Genomic DNA, 21,784 nt, shown 5'->3' with positions numbered 1-21,784 from the left:
GCAGCCACTGACGACGAAGAGGTCGCACGTGAAAGTACTGCACACCTCCGACTGGCACCTCGGACGTACCACCTACGGCCACTCCCGGGCGAGCGACCACGAAGCGGTGCTCGCCGAGATCACCGAGATCGCCGCCAGCATTCACCCCAACCTCATTCTCAATACCGGTGACTTGTTCGACACGCAGCGGCCGCCGCTGCACGCGCTCAAACTGGCCACCAGCACGCTGCATCACCTCGCCGAGATCGCCCCGGTCGTGGTGGTCTGTGGCAACCACGACTCGGCTGCATACCTGCACTGGCTGCACGACTTGCTCAACCGGTCCGCGCCGATTCACTTTGTCGCCAGCCACGACAACGCCGCCGGTGAAGTCTTGCGGTTCTCGGCTGGTGAGCACACGATTCACGTCGCCGCACTGCCGTTCATTAGCATCAACCGCATCGTCAACGTCTTCGACGAACCCGGCCAGCGGCGCATCACCTACGCCGAACACATCGCCGGCATGCAGCAGCAGCTCATGCGCGAGCTTGAAGACGGGTTCGACGCGTCCCGCGACGTGAGCGTGTTCGCCGCGCATCAGTACATCGCCGGCGCCATCCCATCTCGGACCGAAAACCCCAGCCACACCTGCAACTTCTACGCCACCGACCCGCAGCACCTGCCGGCGGTGACCTACGCGGCGTTCGGTCACATCCACAAACCACAGCCACTGCCGACCACCCGCGTGACGGGCTGCTACGCAGGCTCACCCCTGCAGCTTGACTTCGGTGAGGTCGGCGAGGACAAGAGCGTCGTCGTCGCGATGCTGCAGCCCGGCCAAGGCGCCGTCCTTAAACGAATTCCGCTAAAGCGCGGCCGCCGGCTGCGCTACATCACCGGAACGCTCGACGAGATCCGCACCGTGGCGGCCTCCGTGACCACGGACATCTGCCTGGTCACGGTCAACACCGAAAACCACATCGACAACCTGGCCGGCCAGATCCGCGATCTGCTGCCTGAGGCCACCATCGCCGACCTGCGAGAGAACGCCGCCGACCGCAGGCTCGAACTACTCACTCCCGTTGACGACGCCACCAACGTCGACACCACGACGTTGTTCAGCGAATACCTCGCCACCCGCGGTGTCCAAGGCGTCTCGGCGCAACAGGTTCTTCAGCTTTTCAGCACCCTGCTGCCGCACGCCAGTGAACACGAACCACCCGAGCTGCCGGAAGAGCAGCTACTGGCGGCCGACCCCGAGATGGCCTTCCCGCTGCCGGCAACCAGCACGGCCACCATCGGAGGGGCGGCATGAGACCACAGACACTGACCTTCTGCGGCCTGGGCACCTACACCGAGAAGCAGACCATCGATTTCACCGACAAGCGCTTCATCGCGATAGTCGGCGACACCGGCGCCGGGAAGTCGACGATCCTGGAAGCGATCTGCTACGCCCTTTACAACCGATGCACCTACGCTGCCAACGCATCCCCGTTGGTCGCCGACGGCGGTGACGGCACCCTCGCCGTCGAACTCACGTTCACCGTCGGCAGCCGCCGATGGCAGGTATCACGGTCCGTCAGCCGTCACACCGCCACGTCAGTGCACCGGCTGACCTGCCTCGACACCGGCGCCCTAACCACCGGGGCCAGGCAGGTCACTGCAGAGATCCGGCGGATCGTCGGGCTCGACTGCGACACCTTCCTACGTGCCGTGGTCCTGCCCCAAGGCCGCTTCCAGGAACTGCTGCGCATGAGCGACCGTGACCGAGGCAAAGTCCTCGACTCCGTCCTCGGTCTCGAGCAACTGGGCCAGGTCCGCGAGCACGCCCGAACCCTTCAGGCGCGCCTCAAGGACCGGCTCAACAAGTACGAGCTGCACCGCAGGAGGTTCCTCGACGACCCAGCTGCGGCGCTGACCACCGCGACCGAACAGCACAGCGTGCAGCGGCAGCACTTGAAGCGTCTCCAGACTGCCCGGGCCGCCATCGCTAGTGCGCGTGCAGAAGAGCGACGAGCCGCCGCGGAGGTCAGCAGGTTGACCCAGCTGAAGGGATCTTTGGCGGCCGCTGTCCCTGCCGGCGCCGCCGACCGGCTACAGGCTTTGGCGTCGCTGGCTCAAACGTTTATCGGCCAACGCGTCCAAATCAACCAACTGACCCACCAACTGCAGATCGAGCAAGACTTTCTTCAAAGCCAGCTGACCCAAGCCGAGCAACGGGGTGGGGATGTGGCGGGCACCGCCACCACGATCAGCACCCTGGAATACCTCGCTGAACAGCTGCCCCAGCAGCGGAAACGGCATCAGCAGCTTACGGACAACGCCGAAGCCCTTGCCGTCGAGCAGCTTCGGCTACAAGGCATGCAACAGAACCTGGCCCATCTTGAGCCAGCCGTCGCGGCGGCCAACAAGACGCATGCAAACGCGGAAACGGCGTTCAAACGAGCCCAGGATCGGCAGCACAAGGCCGTCGAACGACTGAGGATCTGGCGCGGAGCCGCCGCAGACCTAGAGAAGGCACGCGCAGAACTCGCCACGACGGAAGAGGCTCTCGGCACCGCCATAGCCAAGGCAAGAGAAGCGGCGGGTATCGCAGAAGAGGCCGAGCACAACCGGAGCGAGAGCGAACAAACGCACCGCGCGCTGCTGAAGGCGAACGCCGCGGCGCACGCCGCCGCGGACCTCGAACCCGGCGCGGCATGCCTCATCTGTACTCGTCCCCTGCCTGCCGACTTCACGGCACCGATCGCACCCGACCTCACCGCCGCCGACGACGCCCACAAGAAAGCCCGAGTCCGGGCGGAGAAGACGGGTCGGGCGGCCGCCGTAGCGGCCGCCCGGGTGGAAACCCTGGAACGAGACAACCTGCCTGCCGCCCAGCAGAGCGTGACCACAGCCGAGACCCTGCTCAGTGAAGCGCTGATCAGCCTCCAGGAAGTCGTTGGAGACGCCGACCTGTCGGGAACCGACGAGCAGATCCTCAAACCGGTCACCGATGACGCTGCCAAAGCGCAGCAAGACGTCGAGCGCGCCGGAAAGATTCGCGACGACACCCGCGATACCGCGACCGCCGCCAGAACCGAATTCGTCACCCTCTCAGAGGCCCACGCCAAGCGCATGTCTGCCCATCAGGAGCAGGAACGCGACAACGTCGCCTTGCGCCAATCGATCGACGAGGCGGCCAGCCGCCTACCCGCCCGCTTCACTCTCGCCACACCCCTGGACGTCGCGGAAGTCCAGCAACAGAAGGCAGCAGCCGAAGCCCATCAGCGACTCCTTCAGGAGCTGGCCGGCCGACGGACCGGCGCCGAACAAGCGCTCGCCGGCCTGCGCTCGCGGAGCGCGGCGCTGGAGACGACCTACGCCAAGAAGATCACCAAGCCGGCGGCGACGCTGCGAGACAAGCTCTTGACCCTGGCGCAGCGGGTTAACGACGCCGCAGGGGCATTCGGGCTCGAAGAACCGGCGGCCGCGCCCGCCGCGCACGTAGACCTGGACACGCAGGCGCACTGGGCTGCTGATCTTCTCGCTCAGGCAAACGAGTTCCTCGGCATCTGCGCCGCAAAAATCGACGAACAGCAGCGTGCCGAGAAGGCTGCTGGAGAGGCCATCGGCCTTGCCTGCCATACGGCTGGTGCCGCCGGCGAAGAAGACCTCGAGCAGCAATACCTCGCCGCCCACGGTACGGTCCAGAACCTGAAAAGGCAGATCGAGCGCGCCCGGGAGGAACTCCCCGTGGTGAACGCCTTGCAGGAGCGGATTGATGCTGCGGCTGGCACAGTCGAGGTTCTTGCACAACTGTCGGTAGTGCTGGCCGAGGGCAAGTTCATCGCTGACGCTGTCAGCCGGCGCCTCCAAGCGCTGCTTCACCAGGCAAGCGAGATCCTGCTCTCGATCTCCGGTGGCCGCTACAGGTTCACGGCCGACTTCCGGATCATCGATATGGACACCATGGCTGCCCGAGATGTTAAGACGCTCTCCGGCGGCGAAACCTTCCTCGCCAGCCTCGCCCTGGCGCTCGCCGTAGTCGAACTCGCCAGCCGTGCGACCGGCCACGTCGAAGCGCTCTTCCTCGACGAGGGCTTCGGCACCCTTGACACCACCTTCCTGCGCGATGCCCTCAATACGCTGACCGACCACAGCACAACCGGCCGGCTGGTCACGGTGATCAGCCACATGCGTTCCATCACCGAGAACGCTGAACATGTACTAGTCGTGGAGAAGTCCCTGACAACTAGTCACGCGCACTGGGCCGACGCCTCGGAACGAGAGAGGATCATCAACGATGACCTTGGTCGTGGCCTGCTTGAATAGGCTGACAGGGCGCCAAGCTGGCCACGCAAAGGCTCCAGACCGAGATGATGCGCGAGTACCACGGTTGCGGGCGTCGCCTCTCGCGGCGACGCGGCAGTGTGATCTGGCTGAGCGGGGGAGGACTGTGTTATCGATGGCAATGCACAATCCTCCGGTGACCCGGAGCGTACTGGTAGTAACCCCCGCGTGCGGTCAGCTACGCCGGCCACGGCGGTCCCGGGCACATGCCGTCGATCAGCCGAGGCCTGAGGACGCAGCTCCAAGCGGCTCGCGGCCGGCGAGAACCTTAACCGCCGAGGCCACCGGCATCCCGGAGGCGCCGACGATCACTTCAGCCCGCCCCGGCACCCGATCCAAGGGGGGCAACGGAGGCACCAACTGGTGACCGAGATCGCAGAGCTGCCATTTGAGGAGCACGCTGCTGATTCTGCCGTGCTTGCGCTGTACCGGCAGGTGTTCGCCGTTCTGGCCCGTGACGCCAACCAGATGGTCGACGACCCGGCGCTCGTTCGCGTCGACGAACTGATCCTGAACGCATTCGCGTCCGCGGGCCCGGCCGGCTTGACGGTGGAGCAGGTGATCGCTGCGTGCGGAGACACCTCGCCCGTCGCGGTCCGGCGCCGGTTCGAGGTGCTGCGCTCCTATCGTGCGGTTACCAAAGTCAACGAGCGACCGAACGAGATGTTCTACCAGGCGGCGTTCGCGCCGTACGTGATGCTGCTGTTCCTGCGCCGGCTGGCGCAGACCGGCGGCCTCGGCGAGCTGCACCAGATGCTGTCGATCGCCCGGCTCTCGATCGAGGACGCCGATACCACTCTCGAGCAGGCCCAAGCGCAGCTGCAGGACCTGGCGAACGTGTTCCGGCTGCTGGCGAACCCCATCATGCAGATGGCGAAGTCCGGGACGGTCGAATCGTTGCGAAGCTCGGCGCAGCCGATGCTCGGCAACAGCGAACTCATCGACAAGGCGACCGTCTTCCACAACCTGGCGACGGAGAAGTGGCCGCAGCTGTTGCCAGAGTGCACGCAGCTGCGGATGGCGTTGGCCGCGTATCGGGACGCGGTGAACGCCGCGGCGCGGCGACTGATCGACCGGGCCGGCCGAACCCGGGCGTTGGGGCTGTTGCCAGCGGAGAAGTGGCGCAGCTTCGCCCGCGACGCCACCGGCGACGAGCTTGCGGCCGCGCTGGACGGGTTGCTGTTCGACGCGCCGAATCCGCACTTCACCGTTGACGACCTGCTCGACGCGGTCGAAGAAGGGTTGCGGACCGACACGGGGCGGACACCGCCGCCTCGGCCGCGGATTGACGATGAACCAGGCCCTGAACAGGTCGGTGCCGATATGGAGGCGGAACTGCTTGCCACCCGGGCGGAGGAGCTGCTGGCCGGCCGCGACGAGGTCACCGTCGCCGAGCTGTTGGACACGGCCGGGGATTGGGCGGCCGGCCGTCGGGTGCTGTCGGACTTGACCGCGATCGGCTTGCGACCCGAGCTGCCTTACCTGCTGACCTGGGGGGACGGGCTGCGGATCAACGTGGTCGGAGACCTGACCTGGGTCACCGACGGCTGGTTCAGGCGCCGGACACCGGCGGAGGCGCCGGCGTGAACGAACACGACACCGCACTGTGGTGGGCGAAGATCCGCTCCGGCGGCCCGCAACAGGCACCCGCGGGCAGCCCATCCCCAGCAGGGATGCGGCGCCTGGTCGAGCCGGACGCCCAGTCAGTGTGGTTCCTGCCGAACCTGCCGCCAAGTGCTGCGCCGGAGGTCCTCGCCGAGTACCGACAGGAACCGGCGACGCTACAGGATTCGGCCGGCACGCTACGAGTGTTCGCCGCCTGCCTGCGCTGCTGCTGGCCGGACCCGGGCACCGACTTGTGGCCGGGCCAGCCGGCGGATCTTACTGACGTCGACCAAGTGCTACAGCAGCTGACCCCGGGCCGGGACCGGGCCAGCCGGCGCAAGCTGCTGTCCGCCAGCCTGCGCCGGCTGGAAGCGTCCCGGTGGGTGCTGCAGACGGCCGACCGGGTCCGGCTGGGGCCTCGCGTCACCGGGTGGGGGTCGCTGGAGCTGTCCACGCTCCGGGAACTGTGGCGGATGATCCCCGACCCCCAGCCGAAGTCTGACCCAGGCGGAGGGGAGGTGCCGTGATCCGCAACCAGAACCCGCTGTTCGACTCCGTCCTTGCGACCCTGACCGACCGGCAGCGCGAACACGTCGAAGCGGCGTACGCCCTGCTGGAGCACAGCCGCGAACCCGTCCACCGGCAGGAACTGCACGCGTTGCAGGACCCGACCAGCCGGGACCGACTCGAGCAACTGCTGCGCCACACCGGCCGGGTCCTCGTCCAGGTCGACGGGCTGCGGTTCACCTCCGGATATGACGACACAGTTGCCGCGCAGCTCACCGCCGCCGGCTGGCAGCCACTGACCACCGTCGAGCGAGCCGTGCTCGCTCTCGTGCTCATCTACTCGGTCGCGATCGCCCGCAGCGAGGAACGCCTCGCTCCCGACACCTGGACGAGCCCGTACCCGACCACCGAGGCCGACATCCTGAAGGCCAGCAAACTCCCGGCGGTCGCCGCAAAAGCCGCAGCGAGCAAACTCGTCGCCGCCGGGCTGCTCACACGGGTCCGCGACCGCGCCGACGCCGAAGGTGGATACGTGCCCGGCCCACAACTGTTGCGCCTGACCCCGGCCGCTCGGGCCCGGCTGCAGGAACAGTTGATCCTCGCCGCCGCCCCGAACCATCCGCTCGCCGCCGCAATCCGTGAACGCCGCAACCGCACCGCCAGCAGGGAGAACATTCGTTGACCGCAGCAGGTAACCCCGTCGACGACGGCGCCACCGACATCGTCGGACCGCGGGTCCTCGCTGGCATCCAAATGATCAATATCTCCCGGCTGTCGACCCACCCGGTCCCGATCACCTCCCGCGGCCTGATCACCATCGCCGGCCAAGGACCGTCCGACTCCAACGGCGCTGGAAAGTCGTCGTTCATCGCCGGCCTCAGCCTGCTGCACGCCGACGAGCAGTGGCGGCTGCAATCCGGCGCGCAGGCAGCCGCCGAACTGCTGTTCACCGCCGAACTCGCCGGGCAGGAAGTCGTCCACGCGAACGCCGACCACGGCTACATCGTCGGCGTGTTCGTCCCGCCCACCGCCCGGGCGCTCGCCGAACTTGAGGCGGACGTGCTGACGGTGTGGCTGCGGATCAACCGGCAGGCGCCCCACGTCGAACTGCGGTGGAAGCCGCAGCTGCACGTCGCGTACGGTGCCAGCGAAAACGACCGGGCCGGCAGCGCCGACGGCTTGTGGGACGAGTTACCACGCAGCAACGGTCGTACCGACATCCGGGCGAACAAACTCGCCCGCACCCTGTATGGGCAGACCGTGCGATGCGTGTCGTTCCTGTCCACGTCGGTGCGAGCCAGCCCTACAGCGAACCTGCTGGCCCAGCCACTGAACGAGCTGACCCCGGAGCGGATTTTCGATGCGATCGGTGCGCTGACCGGCCTGACCCGCGAGATCGACGACGAACAGGCGGCCCGGCAGAATCAGTACCAAGCCGCGCTCGCCGCGAACACCGCGAAGGAAGAGTACGAGCGGTGGGACGAGCGGGTCACCGTCACCGAAGACATGATCCGGGCCCGCGAAGCAGCCCGTACGGTTAAGGCCGACGCGCTCGACAGTTGGCGGTTGCGGTGCGCCCGCTACCTCGTCGACGGTGTCGCCACCGACGCGGAGCTGCGGCATGACATCACTCAGCTCGAAGCCAAACGCAAAGAGCTCCAAGCAGCCATCGACGCTGCCGACGTCAAAGTCGGTCAACTTACTGACGACAAGGCGTTCGACGAGAGCTACCGGCAGCGGGTGAAGGCGTACAACGATATCGACGCCGAGGTGAACAGTCTGCGGAAAGAACAGACCGGTTACGTCGCCCAGATCGAGCTCCTCACCACACATAGCCGCGCTTTGCGGGAGAAGGCGGTCGCCGCGGACGGTCGGACCGTCGCCCAGGCCGAGCATGAGCTCCGCGACGCCAACGCCGCGGTCGACCGCGCGCAACGCCGCAAAGGCATCACCGAACAAGCCGTCAAGGACGCCCGTAAGGCGCTGGCCGCCGCAGAACGCGGCGAGGACGTCGCGGTCGCCCAGGTGCAGGCGCTGCGCGCGGCTGGCTTCACCGAGGCCGCCCCGCTTGTCGACGTGGTCAGTCTCACCGACGAGCAGCGCCCTGTCTGGGAAGCACGGCTGCTGCCGTATCGGCATGCGGTCGTCGTCACCGATGCGACTGCCGCGCAGGCGGCGCTCACCGACGTCCCCGGCTCGCTGCTCGTCGAAGCTGACCCGGACGGATTCGCGGGTGGCCCAGACCTGCCAGCGGCGGCGAACGCGGCGGTGACCGTGGCCCGGTTCCTGACCGCTCTGCGGGACCGTGCCGGCACCGGTGGACTGATCGACACGGCCGCCGGGGTGCATGGTATCGCTGGGTACGCAGAAGCCATGACCGGCCGCGCCGGCCGGATTCAGGCTGCCCGTGACGCCCTCACCGCCGCGTCCGCTGACGACGGTGAGGCGGACGACAGCGTTCGGGACGCGCAGCGGGCCAAGAAGCGTGCCGACGGGCGGGTCGAGGGAGCCAAGGCGGCGCTCGAGGCCGACGAGATCGACTCCCAGGTCGGGAAGTTACGGAAGAAGAACGCGAAGATCGATGAGGAGCTGGACGAACTCGCTGCCCCACATGCCCATGCGAAGAAGGCTTACCTGACGGCGCTTTCGGAGAAGAGCGGCCGCGACGAGCGGATCGCCGCCGCGAAAGCGCAGAAGGAACGGTTGAGCCGGGACCTGCAGCAGAACCAGGACCAGTGGCAGGCGAAAATCGACGCGCGGGCGGAGTTGGACCTGCCACGTCGGCAGGAAGCGTGGGCGGGCACCTCCGCGTCAGCGGAACAGCACCTGCTCACCCTCACCGAAACGGAGCAGAAACGCAGTGTCGCCGAATGGGACGACCTGTGTGCAGGGCAGACCGACCGGCTGCAGCAGGCGTGTTTCCCGCCGGGCACCCCGGAGGAGCAGCTGCCGGAGGAGCTGAAAGTCGTCGACCAGCAGCGCCGCGACCGCCGGCTCAGCGCCTACATCCGGCTCATCCCGCAGGTACTGCGGATCATCGGCCAGCACCTCGACGACCTTGAAAGCATCGACCGGCAGCAACTCGACGAGATCAGCGCCGAACGGGAACGACTCACCGGGACACTGCAGAGCGCCGAAGACCACCTGAGGGAGGCCCAACTGGCGGCGACCGCAGTGCGAGCCACCCTCGCGAAGGCCATCAAAGCCAAGCTAAAGCAGGTTTCTGACGAGTTCGACGCCCTCGACCAGGCGTACGGCGGGTACGGCGGCGCCCTCGACTTCCCCGAACCAGAACCACCAGCAGACCCGCAGAAGCCTTGGCAGTGGGCGATCACCCCACGGTGGCGACGCGGCGAAGGGAAACCACTGTCGTCGTACCAGCTGCGCGGCAACACCGCCCAGATGGACGACAAAGCCGTCAAACTCGTCTGCGCGGCCGCGCTTGCCGGCTCGCAGGACCGGCCGCTGCTGCTCGTCCTCGACGAACTCGGACGCAACCTCGGCTCTGCGCACCGCCGTGACGCGGTCGCCCTGTTCGAGAACATCGGCCGGGACCGGGCGATCAGCGTCGTCGGCGCCCTGCAGGACGACATGGAACGGTACGCCGTCGGCTCCTCCAGCCTGTACATCAAGCTACGGCGAACCTCGGACGCATACGCCTACAACCAGGCACCCGTCGTCGTCGGCAGCGAGTCCGAAACAGCCCGCGTCGAGCTGCTCACCATGTGGATGACCTCCTACCGCGGGGAGACACAAGCGTGACGATCCCAGGCGGCTCCGCATCCGACAACGCCGTCCCGGACGCAGAACCGGATCGTGAAATCGTGCTGACCTGGATCACCGACTATCCCGGACTGGTCGTGTACGCGCCGCTACCAGCCAGTGGCCGGTATCCACGCGACCGGAACGGCGACCCGTACTACCGCAGCGTGCGGCTGCGGGCCGAAAACCCCGGTCAGCCGCCGCGCCGGCCCGCCGGCCTGCTTTCCGACACCGACTGGGCGTGGATGACCCGCAGCGAACACGCCTGGCGGCAGGTCGCCGACAAGTTCGGCGCCCAAGCCGAGACGATCGTGTTCGCCCTCGCCCGGGCCGCGTGCGTCACCATCGGCTACGACCTGAAGGGCAGCCGGCCAGCACCGAGCCCGAAGCGGGTGTACCCGCACCCCAACCTCTCCGCCGCAGAGAAGTACCGCCGCGCAGTCCGCCGCGACCAGCGGTCCACCCTGCAGTCCCGCGCCGCCGAACTCGCTGCCGACCTGCGCGATGAATGGCCCGGCGTCGCCCAAGCCCTGCACACCACCGAACACCCGGACCGGCTCGGCTGGGCAGTCACCGCCGCAACCGATCTGACCGCCGGCGTCGTCCACAACTCCGTCCGCGCCTTCGTGCAAACCCACGCGGGAAGCACCAAAGCCCGCGATGACGTTCAGCGGCTGCTGACCGAGCTCGGATTCGAACCCGACGCCCTCGCTGCACTCGGCCTATCCCGCAGCCCATACATCGGCATCGGCGGCCCGGTCCGGCTGCAGGTCTCAGATGCCGTCATCGATCTTTCCCCGCTGCCTGGCCCGCATGACATCCGGCTCAGCCCTCAGCACACGATCTCCATCGACATACGCCGTGGGATGGGGCCGCTTCTCATCATCGAAAACCGGCAGGCCGCCGAAACGCTATGCGATATCGACGCGGGCGTGCCGGTCATTTGGTGCCACGGCCAGCCACCAGAGCCCGTCCTCAACCTGATTGCCGAAGTAGCAGTGCAGGCCTCGTCAACACTGATCTGCACCGACGCCGACCTTGGCGGAGTGCGTATCGCCGCGAGAATCCACGACCACCTCGCCGCAGAGTTGACAGTCCACGTCATTGACGTCGGCGCTGCACGGCACCAACCCGGTCGGGCTTTCTCTGCTCACAGCCGGGCACATCTGGAACCGTTCGCGACCCGGAACGATCAGATCGGAGCCTTTGCCCGCAACTGCCTGGATCGTGGCTACGCCATCGAACAGGAGGCGACCGTCAAAGCAGCGCTGACCGAAGCACTGGATCGGATTCGACGAAACTGACGGCGCAGCCCGCAGTGCAGTCACTCGATGCGAATCGATCGACGACGGCACGAAGCACTCGCCCACTCGCTCCACACCCACAACTTCCTGCCGCAGGTGGCTACAGCCGCCATGGCTGGCGTCGGTGGAACGCAGGGCAAGGTGACCTGACCAAAGGCTCCGCATCGTGCCGTAGCGTGCGGACAGCAAATTAGAGGGACTTCCCCCGGCGATCCTTGCTTGTGGTCTAGTGTTACGCAACGTAGTTCGCTACTGTTGGCGTATGAACACCCATTTAGAATATGGGTGCTACGTAGACGTGTCTGAATCCCCCCTCGGACACCAACTGAATCCCACTCCCACGGTGCGCGGCAAGGTCAACACTTGCCCGCACCGTTTGTGTTTCTCGGTACGACAGGTGCAGCCCGAGGCTGCGTAGACCTCAAGCTTGTGTTCCGGCTCGGCGTTTTGCAGGGCGCTCACGAGGTCTCCGACTTCCTCGACGACGGCCATGATCTGCTCCTCGCTGTGGAGGGCAGGAGCGGTGGTCTTTTCTTCGACTGGCGTGTGCTGGTGCCGTTCGGCGCGTTGGCGTTCTGCCTGGGTCTCGGCGATCCAGCCGGCAACGAGGGCCGGATGCGACGCGGGCTTGTGCTGCCCCGGGGCGGGGCGCACCGACCGCTTCCGGCCGTTGACCCGCTTTTCGTTCGCACACGCCTGCGGCGTCGTCGGCGTCCTGAGCCCGCCGGTCGCGCAACCGGGAACGGGTCGACGGCGCCGGACCGAGACCGGGTGGCGAGAAATGCGCCACACCGACGCCATCACGTCTGGGTCCTGACCCGCTAGTGTGTGGAAACAGTGTTTCCATTCATGCCGTCACAGGGCAGGGGGCCAGCGTGCATCGCAGCCAGGAAGACACCGCCGCCCCGCCGGGGGCCGGCGAGCAGGCCACCAGGTTCGGCCCACTCCAGCTCTCACCGGGCACGACCCGGACCAACATCAGCGGGTACTACTGGCTGGCGCTGACGTCGATCATGACGTTCACGTTCATCCCGGCCGCGCAGACGGCACTACTCACCTCCGTCCTGGGTGTGCCCAAGGGGGAGCAGGGTTCGATCGTGGGCACCGCTGGGCTGATCAGCGAAATCGTCCTGATCGCGGCGGTCGGCCTGGCCGGTGCCTGGTCCGACCGCCTCGGACGGCGCCCGATCGTGGTCGGCGGCTACGTTCTGCTCGGCCTCGGCGTCGGCGTGGCGCCGTTCCTCGGCTCGGTCCTGCCCTACTACCTGGCCCGGGGTGTCGCCGCCGTCGGAGTGGCGATGGTTACCGTGATGCTCACGGCCGTGGTCGCCGACTACGTCCGGGACACCACCCGTGGCAGGGCCAACGGGATCCTCGGCTTCTGCAACGGTCTCGGCGCGCTCGTCACGTTCTTCGTGCTGATCAAACTGCCCGACATCTTCGAGGGCATCGGGATGGACACGATCGCCGCGCTGCGGGCGACCTACCTCGTCGTCGGCGGGCTGGCCCTGCTTACCGCGGTCCTGATGCGACTCACCCTCCGGGGTGGGCTGGCGACAACGCACTCCGAGCACATCCCGATCCCCAGGCTGCTGCGCGAGGGCGTAGCCGAAACCCGGCGCCCCGGCGTCTCGTTCGCCTACCTCAGCGCCTTCGTCGCCCGAGCTGACCTGGCGCTCGTCGGCGCCTACCTCACCCTCTGGGCACAGCAGTACGGCACCCAGCACCTCGGGCTCAGCGAGGCCGAGGCGCTGGCCAAGGCAGGTCTGTTGCTGGGAGTGGCCAACGGCATCGCGCTGATCGGGGCACCGGCCATCGGCATCATCGCCGACCGGCTGTCCCGCACCGACGCGGTGCTGATCTCTCTGGGGACCGCAGCCCTCGGCTACACCGCCACGATCTTCGTCGGGGATCCGTTCAGCCCGCTCGGCTACGCCGTCGCCGCACTGATCGGGCTCGGCCAGGTCAGCGCCGTCATCTCCAGTCAGGTGCTGATCGCCGAACAGGCTCCCAGCCGTACCCGGGGTTCGGTCGTCGGAACGTTCGCGCTCAGCGGCGGCATCGGCATCATGATCGCGTTCGCCGCCGGCGGCACCCTGTACGACAACTGGCGCCCCGCCGGCCCGTTCGTCCTGTTCGGCACTCTGGCCGGGCTGGTCTGCCTGTACGGCCTGGCCGTCCGATCGAGGATCCCCAACCACCCGGTGGACTGAAACCCCGGTCGCACCCCCCCGGTGCTCGGAACGGTCGCTGGGCGGCCCGCCGGCCCTCCGCCCGTCGGCGGGCAGGCGCTACGGCACCTCGGGATTGTGCGCAAGTGGCCAAACGATCACCGCCGACGGCTCGCCCAGGACGTTTGACGGCGCCCGACTTTATGGAAACACTGTCACTTCCAGGGAAACGCAGCGGGAGTGCCGGAGGTGGGTGTGCCGACCACGATCGTTGTGGGCGCCGGGCCGGGTGGCCTGGCCTGTGCCATCGCCGCCGCCGACGCGGGCGGCACCGTGCTGCTGTTGGAGAAGGCGCCGGACGTTGGAGGCGCCCTGCCGTACTCGGGCGGGCACCTGTCCGCCGGCGGCTTCTCGCTGCAGCATGAGCGGGGCATCAGCGACGACCCCGAGCGGCACTTCGACGACGTCTGGCGGATCAGCCGGGGCGCCGCCCGGGCCGACCTGACCCGGCTGACGCTGCGCGAGCAGCCGGCGGTGCTGGAGTGGCTGCTCGCCGCCGGGCTCACCGTCGATCCGGGTACGCCCCGCATCGTGTACGGGCACGAGCCATACCGCACGCCGCGGACCGTCCACGCCACCACCGTCCCCGGCGGTCCGGCCATCCTGGCCGTGCTGCGCCCGATGCTCGACGCGCATCGGGCCGCCGGCCGCATCGATCTGCGCTGCGAGGTGCGCGTCACCGAGCTGCTGACCGAGGGCGGCGCGGTGGTCGGGGTGGCCACCGCCGACGGCGCGCGGTGGCGGGCACCCGCCGTCGTGCTGGCCACCGGCGGATTCGGGTACGCGCCGGAGTTGTTCGCCGAGCTGGAGGGCGCGCCGCTGACCACCTCGGCGGCGCCCACCTCGACCGGCGACGGCCTGCTCATGGGCCGGTCGGTCGGCGCCGGCCTGCAGGGCCTGGGCTGCTACATCCCCACCTTCGGCGGGCTGCCCCCGGTCGACGGCGACCTTCGGGTCGACTGGGCGCACCGGCCGCACCTGGTGGCGCCGGAGCGGCCGCCCTGGGAGATCTACGTCGACCGCGCCGGAGGTCGCTGGATCGCCGAGGACGAGCCCAGCATCGACCACAAGGAGCGGGTGCTGACCACGGTGGACCAGATGACCTTCTGGACGGTCTTCGACGCCCATGCCCTACGCGAGTCGTACCCGATGGTGCACGGCTGGAGCGCGGCCGAGCTGGACGCCCAGTGCGGCCGGCGGCGCGGCGTGCACCGGGCGTCCGGGCTGGCGGAGCTCGCCGGGCTGGCCGGCATCGACCCGGCGGGGCTGTCGGCCACGGTGGCCCGCTACAACGGGTTCGTCGCCGACGGCCGGGATGTCGACTTCGGCCGAACGTACCTGCCGGCGCCGATCGTCGAGCCGCCGTTCTACGCGCTGGAGAACCATCCGGTCACCCTGATCACGTTCGCCGGCCTGGACGTGGACGAGCTGCTGCGGGTACGCCGGGCGGACGGCACGACGATCCCCGGTCTGTACGCCGTCGGTGAGGTGATCGGCTCCGCCGCTGTCAACGGCAACGCGTTCTGCTCCGGCATGTGCCTGACGCCGGCCATGGCCTTCGGCCGGCTGGTCGGGCGTCACCTCGCGCGGACCGCGAACTGAGCCGGTCCCGGCCTGACGTCCACAGTGAACGAATGCGTTCAGTGCGCGAAGGTGAAGCCCTCCGCGCGCAGCTTGCCGGAGCTGATCGGCACGAACGGGGTTCTGATCTCACCCCGGTAGGTCAGCGCGGGCCAGCCGTCGGCGGCGCAGAGCTCGTCGAGGACGGCCTGGTTGGTCTGCGGCACGACCGCGTCCGGTACCGCGTTGAACACGCCCGTGAGGTCGCGGGTCACCACGAAGTCCAGCGCGGCGGCGGCGTCGCGGTAGTCGATGCGGTAGTGCAGGGCCTCGGCCGAGAACGGCACGCTGCCGCCGAGCAGTTCGTGGGCCAGCTTCACCCGGGTCGGATAGTCGAGGTCGCGCGGATGCCCGTACACGTCGGGGATCCGCAGCGCGGCGCCGCGCGGGGCGGCCAGCACGGCGGTCTCGGCGGCGATGAAGTTGCGGGGTGAGGCGTCCGGGTCGTCGGTGACCGGGGTGGCCTCGTCGACCAGCGCGCCCTGGCCGGCACCGTAGACCGACACCGAACTGGTGAAGACCACCCGGGGGTGCGCGGCGGCGGCGGTGCGCGCGGACGCGGTGAGCGTGTCGGCGTACTCGGCGATGCGCTGGTCGGCGTCGAAGGCTCGGGCGATGCGCGGGCTCACGGTGAGCACGACCGCGTCGGCGTCCCGGGTGACCCGCTCGACGGCCGGACGGTCGCTGCCACGGAGGATCGCCACCTCGGTGCAGACGGGGGCCAGCTCGGGCACCCGCTCAGGGGAGGTGGTGGTGCCGATCACCTGGTGGCCGGCCGAGACCCAACGACGGGCCAGCTCCATGCCGACGTTGCCGCACCCGATGATCACGTAGCGCACCTGGACCTCCTTATGGAAACGCCGTTTCCACACTCTGCCCCATCTCGGGCTCCCTGCCAAGGCCGTGTCGCGGAACACGCCGCCGGCGCTTCGGTGGTCCGCGGAGTCGATCGCATCGGCCGGCGTCAAATCGCCTGTCTGGCTATTGACAGGAGGGCTGGCTGGCTGCCTTTATGAACCTATCCAATTTTGGAAACTGCCGTTTCCACTAGCGAAACGGCAGCCAGGGGTACACCGTTCCCCACAGGAAGGAGAGCGGGACCGTAATGGGATTGCTCAGAACTACGGCAACAGCGGTGGGCGTGGCGGCGTTGGCCGCCGCCGCGACCGCGGTCTGCGTGTCCCCCGCGCAGGCGTACGGCCCCACCCCGGGCAACCTGGGATGCCGGCTGTACTTCAACGACGCCGGTACCGGCAGCTCGCCGACGAACTGGGCCGACTCGTTCGGGCTCACTCAGACGCCGGCGACGCCGAGCCCGGGGCAGACCGTGACGGTGACCTTCACCGCGGCGGCCGGTCCGAACAACGGCCCGGTCGCGATCAACCCCGGTGATGTGCCGATCGTCGTGGAGGCGGCGCTGGGTGGCTCGCAGAGCGGCCCGGTCACCCTCCAGCAGACCAACTACCCCGCCGGTCCGATCCCCGGCAACACCCCCACCGGCCCGATCACCGCCACCGGCACCTATGTGGCCGGAGCGACCGGAGCCGCGACGCTCACCGTCAACCGGGTGATCCTCAACAACCCGATCGCCAAGACGTACTGCTCCGCCGAGGGCGACCGGGACCACAAGGCAGCACCGGTCCCGACCTCCATCGTGGAGAACTTCACCGTCTTCGGCGGCACGGTCTCGGTTACCTCGGTGACCGGCCAGACCGTGACCGGGGCTGCCCGGGCCGGCAACGTCATCAACTACGCGGTGACCGGTCTCGCGCCGTCCACCGCCCTGACCGCAACACTGCGCGCGGCCGACGGCACCGGAACGGCCGAAGGCGCCGGCACGGGCACGACCGACGCCGCCGGCGCCGGCACCGGCACGATCACGGTGCCCAGCGGCGCCACCACGGGAGCACGTACCGTGGCGGTCTCGGACGGTACCAACACGGTCTCCGTCCCGATCACGATCCTCGGCTCGCCGAGCATCGCGATCACCCCCAGCGGTGGCGGCTCCGGCACCGTGGTGACGGTCACCGGCACCAACTGGAACCCGGGCAGCACCGTCACGATCGGCGGTTACCAGGCGCTCACCGGCGCCCCGCCGCCGCCCGCGACGAGCGACCCGGCAACGACGGCCACGGCCGGCGCCACCGGTGGTATCAACGCCACCTTCACCGTCACGGACAGCACCACCGCGTACATCGGCGCGCAGTCCGGCGCCCTGTTCGCAATCTCCGCCTGGACCGGATCGGCTGACTCGTGCACCGCCAAGACCGGCTCGGCCACGACCGGCAACTGCACCCTGTCCTACAACCTGTCGGAGACCGTGACCGCCGGAAACCTGTCGATGGCTCGCGCCCCCGGCACCGGCAACATCCCGTTCTCCGGCGTCACCGTCGGCGGCAGCGTACAGACGGCGACGGGCAACCTGTCGACCGTCACGGTGACCGACCACCGGGGCAGCACCTTCGGGTGGAGCCTCGTCGGCACGGTCACCGACTTCACCGGCACCCCGGGCGGAACCATCGCCAAGAGCAACCTGTCCTGGACACCGGCCTGCGTCGACACCGCCGGCGCGACCAACGCGGTCACCGCGGTGGCCGGCACCCCGGGCACGGTCGACGCGGCGACGCTCTGCTCCGCACCGACCAGCGCCACCGGTACGGGCGGCAGCTTCGACGCCTCAGCCGGGCTGACCCTCTCCGTGCCGGCGAACCAACTCGCCGGCACCTACGCCGCGACCCTCACCCTCACCCTGAGCTGAGGACCGCCCCGAGGTGGGGGCGGTCGGCCGAGCCGGCCGCCCCCACACCAACCAGTCGAAGGGTGGAACCGCGTGCGTCACCCCCTCTGGCCACGCCGCCTCCGCACCGGCGCGGCAGCCCTCGCCGCCGCTGCCGCCGCCCTCGCGCTGACCGTCGTCCCGATCGGGCCGGCCGTCGCGGCGGACAACGGCGAGTGGGCCGTCGTGCCCACCCCGCCGGCTAACGCCGGGCCCACCCCCCGGCTCTACTTCTTCCTCGAGTCACCCCCCGGCCGGACCCTCACCGACTCGGTGCGGGTGATCAACCGCACCGACACCGAGCGCACCTTCACCGTGTACGGCGCGGACGCCTACAACACCGCGCGCGACGGCGGGTTCGCGCTGCGCCAGCCCACCGAGAAGCAGTCGGACATCGGGGTGTGGACGGTGGTCGGCGCCGGCACCGTGGCGCTACCGCCCAAGGCGCAGGCCGACATCCCGTTCACCATCACGGTCCCGACGAACGCCAGCCCCGGCGACCACATCGGCGGCATCGTCGCGATGGAGTCCGTCCCGGGCGGTCGGAGCGAGCACAACGGCGTCGCCGTCGCGGTGCAGCGGGCCGTCGGCGCCCGCATCTACCTGCGGATCGCCGGGCCGGAGACGCCCGGCCTCAACCTCAGCGACCTGGATCTGGACCACCCGACGCCCTGGCTGCCCACGCCGGTCGACGGTGCCCTGGAATACACCCTGGCCAACACCGGCAACCTGCGCCTCGCCCCGACCATCACGGTCACCGCCTCCGGCATGTTCGGACACCGGATCCACCAGCGTGGCGCCACCCCACAGCTCGACCTGGTTCCGGGCGCCGAGTCGCGGATGCGTACCCGGTTCACCGGGCTGTGGCCGGTCGACCTCGTCACCGCCACCGTGACGGCGAAGGCCGACGGCGGCGTGCTCACGGTGCGGACCACCCGTACCGTCGTCGTCTCCTGGACCGGCGTCGCCGCACTCGCCGCGCTGGCCGCCGCCGTGGTCGTGGCCCGGCGCAGGCGCCGCCGCGCCCAGGTGGCCCGCCCCCGGGGCGTCCGACGCGTCCGCGCGCATTCGGAGGTCGGATGACGAGGATCGGACGCACCCTGACCGCCGTCGTCTGCGGGCTGGTCATCGGGCTGGCACTGCCCACCGGGCCGGCGTGGGCGGCCGAGGAACTCACCCTCGCAGCCCCGGCGGCGGCACCGGGCGACCGGCTCGGGGTGAACGGCACCGGCTGGCCCGGCGGCGCCCTGGTCCAGCTCGTCACCTGCGGGCAACTCGCCATCGGCGGTTCGGCCTCCTGCGACACACGGGCCGCCCTGGCCGTTCCGGTGCGCCCGGACGGCACCTTCTCGGTGCAACTCGTGCTCGGCACCCCGCCGGTGCCCTGCCCGTGCGTCGTGCACGCCACGCTGGTCGGCGGCACCGCGCGCGGCCAGGTCGACGCGCCGCTGGCACTCACCGGGCACACCATGGGGGAGACCCCCACCGTCTCGGCCGCCCCGGTCCGCCTCGACTTGGTCGAGGCGAGGATCGCCGGCCGACCGGGCTGGCGGAGCCTGTTCGGCGCCGCCGCGACCCGGACCCTCGTCTACACCGTGCACAACCCCGGGCCGCACCCGCTGCCCAACCCGCCCCTCAACGTCCGGATCGGCAAGGACGGCGGCGGCGACCGGATCAGCACACCCGGTGCCGGCGGCGTCCGGCCGGGCGAGACACGCACCTACCGGGTGCCCGTCACCACCCCGTTCGCCGCGTTCGGCCGGTACACCGTGCAGGCCGACCTGGGCGGGTTCGGCCCGGCCGAGGTGACGCTCCGGACGTACCCGTGGGCCCTGTTCCTGGTGCACCTGCTCGGCGGGACGCTGATCGTCGTGGGCATCGCCCGGCGCATCGCCAACCGCCGTGACCACCCGCCGCTGCCCGCGCTGGCCCCGGCCGGCACGCTGCTGCCGTCCGTCGTGCGGGTCAGCTCGCTCGGGGCGTACCTCGTCTTCGACGACGCTCCCGGTGCCGGCCGGCTACGTCGACGGGCCAACGCCCACCTGAGCGTCACCGCGCTGCGGGACCTGCTCGGCGACGCCGGACTGCCGAACGGATCCGGCACCGAGCCCGCCGGCACCGCGGTCATCGACCTCACCGCCCTCGACGCGGTGCTCGCCGCCCGCCCAGGCGCGGCCACGCCGGCCGGAGCACGCGCCGGCAGCCATAGCGCCGCCGCCGTGATCGATCTGGCCGCGCTCGACACCTACCTCGGGAGCCCTCGATGAGCCGCGATCCTGGCACCCACACCACCGGCTGGGACCGGGCCCTGACGGTACGGGCGGCCGTCGCCACCGTCGCCGCGCTGCTCGCCTTCGTCGGCTGCGGCGCGGTGCTGCCCGGAGTGGGCGGCGCCGACGGCACCGGCGTCGGGCCCGGCGTCACCGCCGACGCGGTCACCGTCGTGTTCGTCGGCACCGACCTGACCAAGACGGCGAGCCTGACCGGGTTCAACACCGCCTCGGCCGGCGACCCGGTACGCCAGATGCGGGCACTGGAAAGCCACGTCAACGCCAACGGCGGCATCGCCGGCCGGCGGATGCGAGCGATCTTCCGCAACTACGAGGCGAGCGACGACTCACCGGCCGCGGAGGAGAAGCTCTGCAACCAGATCACCCAGGACGACCGCGCGTTCGCGGTAGTGCTCACCGGCCAGTTGCAGGCCAACGCCCGCCCCTGCTACGCACAGCGGCACACCCTGGTGCTCGACGCCACCCTGATCACCATCGACCAGGCGACGAGCCAGCGTCTCGCGCCATACCTGTTCGCCCCGGCCTATCCCGCGTACGACGACTTCGTGCGCGCGTACCTGCCGGCGCTGGCCGCGCAGGGCTTCTTCGACGGTGCCCGGCAGGCGGGCATCGTCGCGGTCGACGCACCGGCCAACCGCGCGATGTACGAGCAGCACGTGGTGCCGTACCTGAAGCAGCGGCGAATCACCCCGACCGTGGCCTGGATCGACTCCACCGACCTGGGCACCCTCAACACGGGGCTCAACCAGGCCGCCGTCGACCTGCGGGCCAAGCGCGTCGAGCGGGTCTTCTTCCTCGGCGGGACCCGGCTGGCCTCCTTCTTCCTCACCTCCGCCTCCGCGCAGGGCTTCACCGCCCGGTACGGCATCTCCAGCTACGACAATCCCAGCTTCCTGATCGGCAACCCGGACATCATTCCGCGCGAGGCACTGACCGGGGCGGTGGGCATCGGCTTCAACCCGAGCCAGGACGTCGCCGACCGGGAGTACGCCTTCCCCGCCACCGACCCCGAACGAACCTGCCTGGGCATCTTCGCCGCAGCGGGGGAGTCGTTCCGCACCCGCGAGAACGCCCGCGTGGCCTTCCCGTACTGCGACGCGGTCCTGCTGCTGCAGATCGGCGCCAAGGACCTCGGCGCCGATCTCAACGCGCACCGGTGGCTGGCGGCCGTGGGCAGGCTCGACACGCAATTCCAGCCGGCCACCGGATTCTCCGGGCGGCTCGGCCCGGACCGGTTCGCCGCCTCGAACGGCTACCGGGCGTTCGGCTACGACAGCGACTGCGCCTGCTTCACCTACCGCGGGGAGGACGTGTCCTTTGCGACCCGATGACAACACCCGCCGGAGCGTTCCGCCGGGCACCGCCCGCGACGGTGCG

14 protein-coding genes are annotated in these 21,784 nt (G+C 69.5%); 13 read left to right on the top strand and 1 reads right to left on the bottom strand.

Annotated features, from left to right (window positions below; all coding sequences use genetic code 11):
* The first annotated feature begins 28 nt into the window (after positions 1–28).
* From LQ51_RS16695 to LQ51_RS16655, 9 genes are all read left to right on the top strand, one after another.
* Entirely contained in the window at positions 29–1,294 is a 1,266-nt protein-coding gene (locus tag LQ51_RS16695; protein WP_046566793.1) for a metallophosphoesterase family protein, read from the top strand.
* Positions 1,291–4,293, top strand: coding sequence for an AAA family ATPase (locus tag LQ51_RS16690; RefSeq protein WP_046566792.1), 3,003 nt, complete (start codon positions 1,291–1,293; stop codon positions 4,291–4,293). Before LQ51_RS16695 ends, LQ51_RS16690 begins: the two co-directional genes overlap by 4 nt.
* A 381-nt stretch (positions 4,294–4,674) precedes the next feature.
* Complete coding sequence (locus LQ51_RS16685; RefSeq protein WP_046566790.1) at positions 4,675–5,898, top strand: hypothetical protein; 1,224 nt, start codon at positions 4,675–4,677, stop codon at positions 5,896–5,898.
* Positions 5,895–6,443: a hypothetical protein gene (locus LQ51_RS16680; RefSeq protein WP_046566788.1), complete on the top strand. Its 549-nt coding sequence runs from the start codon at positions 5,895–5,897 to the stop codon at positions 6,441–6,443. Before LQ51_RS16685 ends, LQ51_RS16680 begins: the two co-directional genes overlap by 4 nt.
* Positions 6,440–7,105, top strand: coding sequence for a hypothetical protein (locus LQ51_RS16675; protein ID WP_231605769.1), 666 nt, complete (start codon positions 6,440–6,442; stop codon positions 7,103–7,105). Before LQ51_RS16680 ends, LQ51_RS16675 begins: the two co-directional genes overlap by 4 nt.
* Entirely contained in the window at positions 7,102–10,185 is a 3,084-nt protein-coding gene (locus tag LQ51_RS16670) for a coiled-coil domain-containing protein (RefSeq protein WP_046566787.1), read from the top strand. The genes LQ51_RS16675 and LQ51_RS16670 overlap by 4 nt, the downstream gene beginning before the upstream one ends.
* Positions 10,182–11,489, top strand: a complete 1,308-nt coding sequence (locus tag LQ51_RS16665) for a DUF2399 domain-containing protein (protein ID WP_231605768.1) — start codon at positions 10,182–10,184, stop codon at positions 11,487–11,489. Before LQ51_RS16670 ends, LQ51_RS16665 begins: the two co-directional genes overlap by 4 nt.
* 875 nt (positions 11,490–12,364) lie before the next feature.
* Entirely contained in the window at positions 12,365–13,702 is a 1,338-nt protein-coding gene (locus tag LQ51_RS16660; RefSeq protein ID WP_046566785.1) for an MFS transporter, read from the top strand.
* Positions 13,703–13,915: 213 nt separating this feature from the next.
* Positions 13,916–15,322: an FAD-dependent oxidoreductase gene (locus LQ51_RS16655; RefSeq protein WP_197087788.1), complete on the top strand. Its 1,407-nt coding sequence runs from the start codon at positions 13,916–13,918 to the stop codon at positions 15,320–15,322.
* A 38-nt stretch (positions 15,323–15,360) separates the two neighbouring features.
* Here the strand turns inward: LQ51_RS16655 and LQ51_RS16650 are convergent, their stop codons facing one another.
* Positions 15,361–16,179, bottom strand: a complete 819-nt coding sequence (locus LQ51_RS16650) for an NAD(P)-binding domain-containing protein (protein ID WP_046566781.1) — start codon at positions 16,177–16,179, stop codon at positions 15,361–15,363.
* A 296-nt stretch (positions 16,180–16,475) separates the two neighbouring features.
* Here LQ51_RS16650 and LQ51_RS31345 point away from each other — a divergent pair, with 296 nt between their 5' ends.
* The 4 genes from LQ51_RS31345 (at position 16,476) to LQ51_RS16630 (ending at position 21,738) form a co-directional block, all read left to right on the top strand.
* Positions 16,476–18,098 (top strand): WxL domain-containing protein, encoded by a 1,623-nt coding sequence (locus LQ51_RS31345; RefSeq protein ID WP_052744926.1) that lies wholly within the window; start codon positions 16,476–16,478, stop codon positions 18,096–18,098.
* 72 nt (positions 18,099–18,170) lie between these two features.
* On the top strand, positions 18,171–19,199 hold the full coding sequence (locus LQ51_RS16640) for a WxL protein peptidoglycan domain-containing protein (protein ID WP_046566779.1): 1,029 nt from the start codon (positions 18,171–18,173) through the stop codon (positions 19,197–19,199).
* Complete coding sequence (locus LQ51_RS16635; protein ID WP_046566778.1) at positions 19,196–20,383, top strand: hypothetical protein; 1,188 nt, start codon at positions 19,196–19,198, stop codon at positions 20,381–20,383. Before LQ51_RS16640 ends, LQ51_RS16635 begins: the two co-directional genes overlap by 4 nt.
* A complete protein-coding gene (locus LQ51_RS16630) occupies positions 20,380–21,738 on the top strand; it encodes a type 1 periplasmic-binding domain-containing protein (RefSeq protein WP_046566776.1) in 1,359 nt (452 codons plus the stop codon). The genes LQ51_RS16635 and LQ51_RS16630 overlap by 4 nt, the downstream gene beginning before the upstream one ends.
* Positions 21,739–21,784 lie beyond the last annotated feature (46 nt).

It is taken from the genome of Micromonospora sp. HK10, from assembly GCF_000982955.1.
Classification (GTDB): Bacteria; Actinomycetota; Actinomycetes; order Mycobacteriales; family Micromonosporaceae; genus Micromonospora.
The sequence above is the reverse complement of the archived record's forward strand: the minus strand, read 5'-3'. Positions and strand labels throughout refer to the sequence as shown.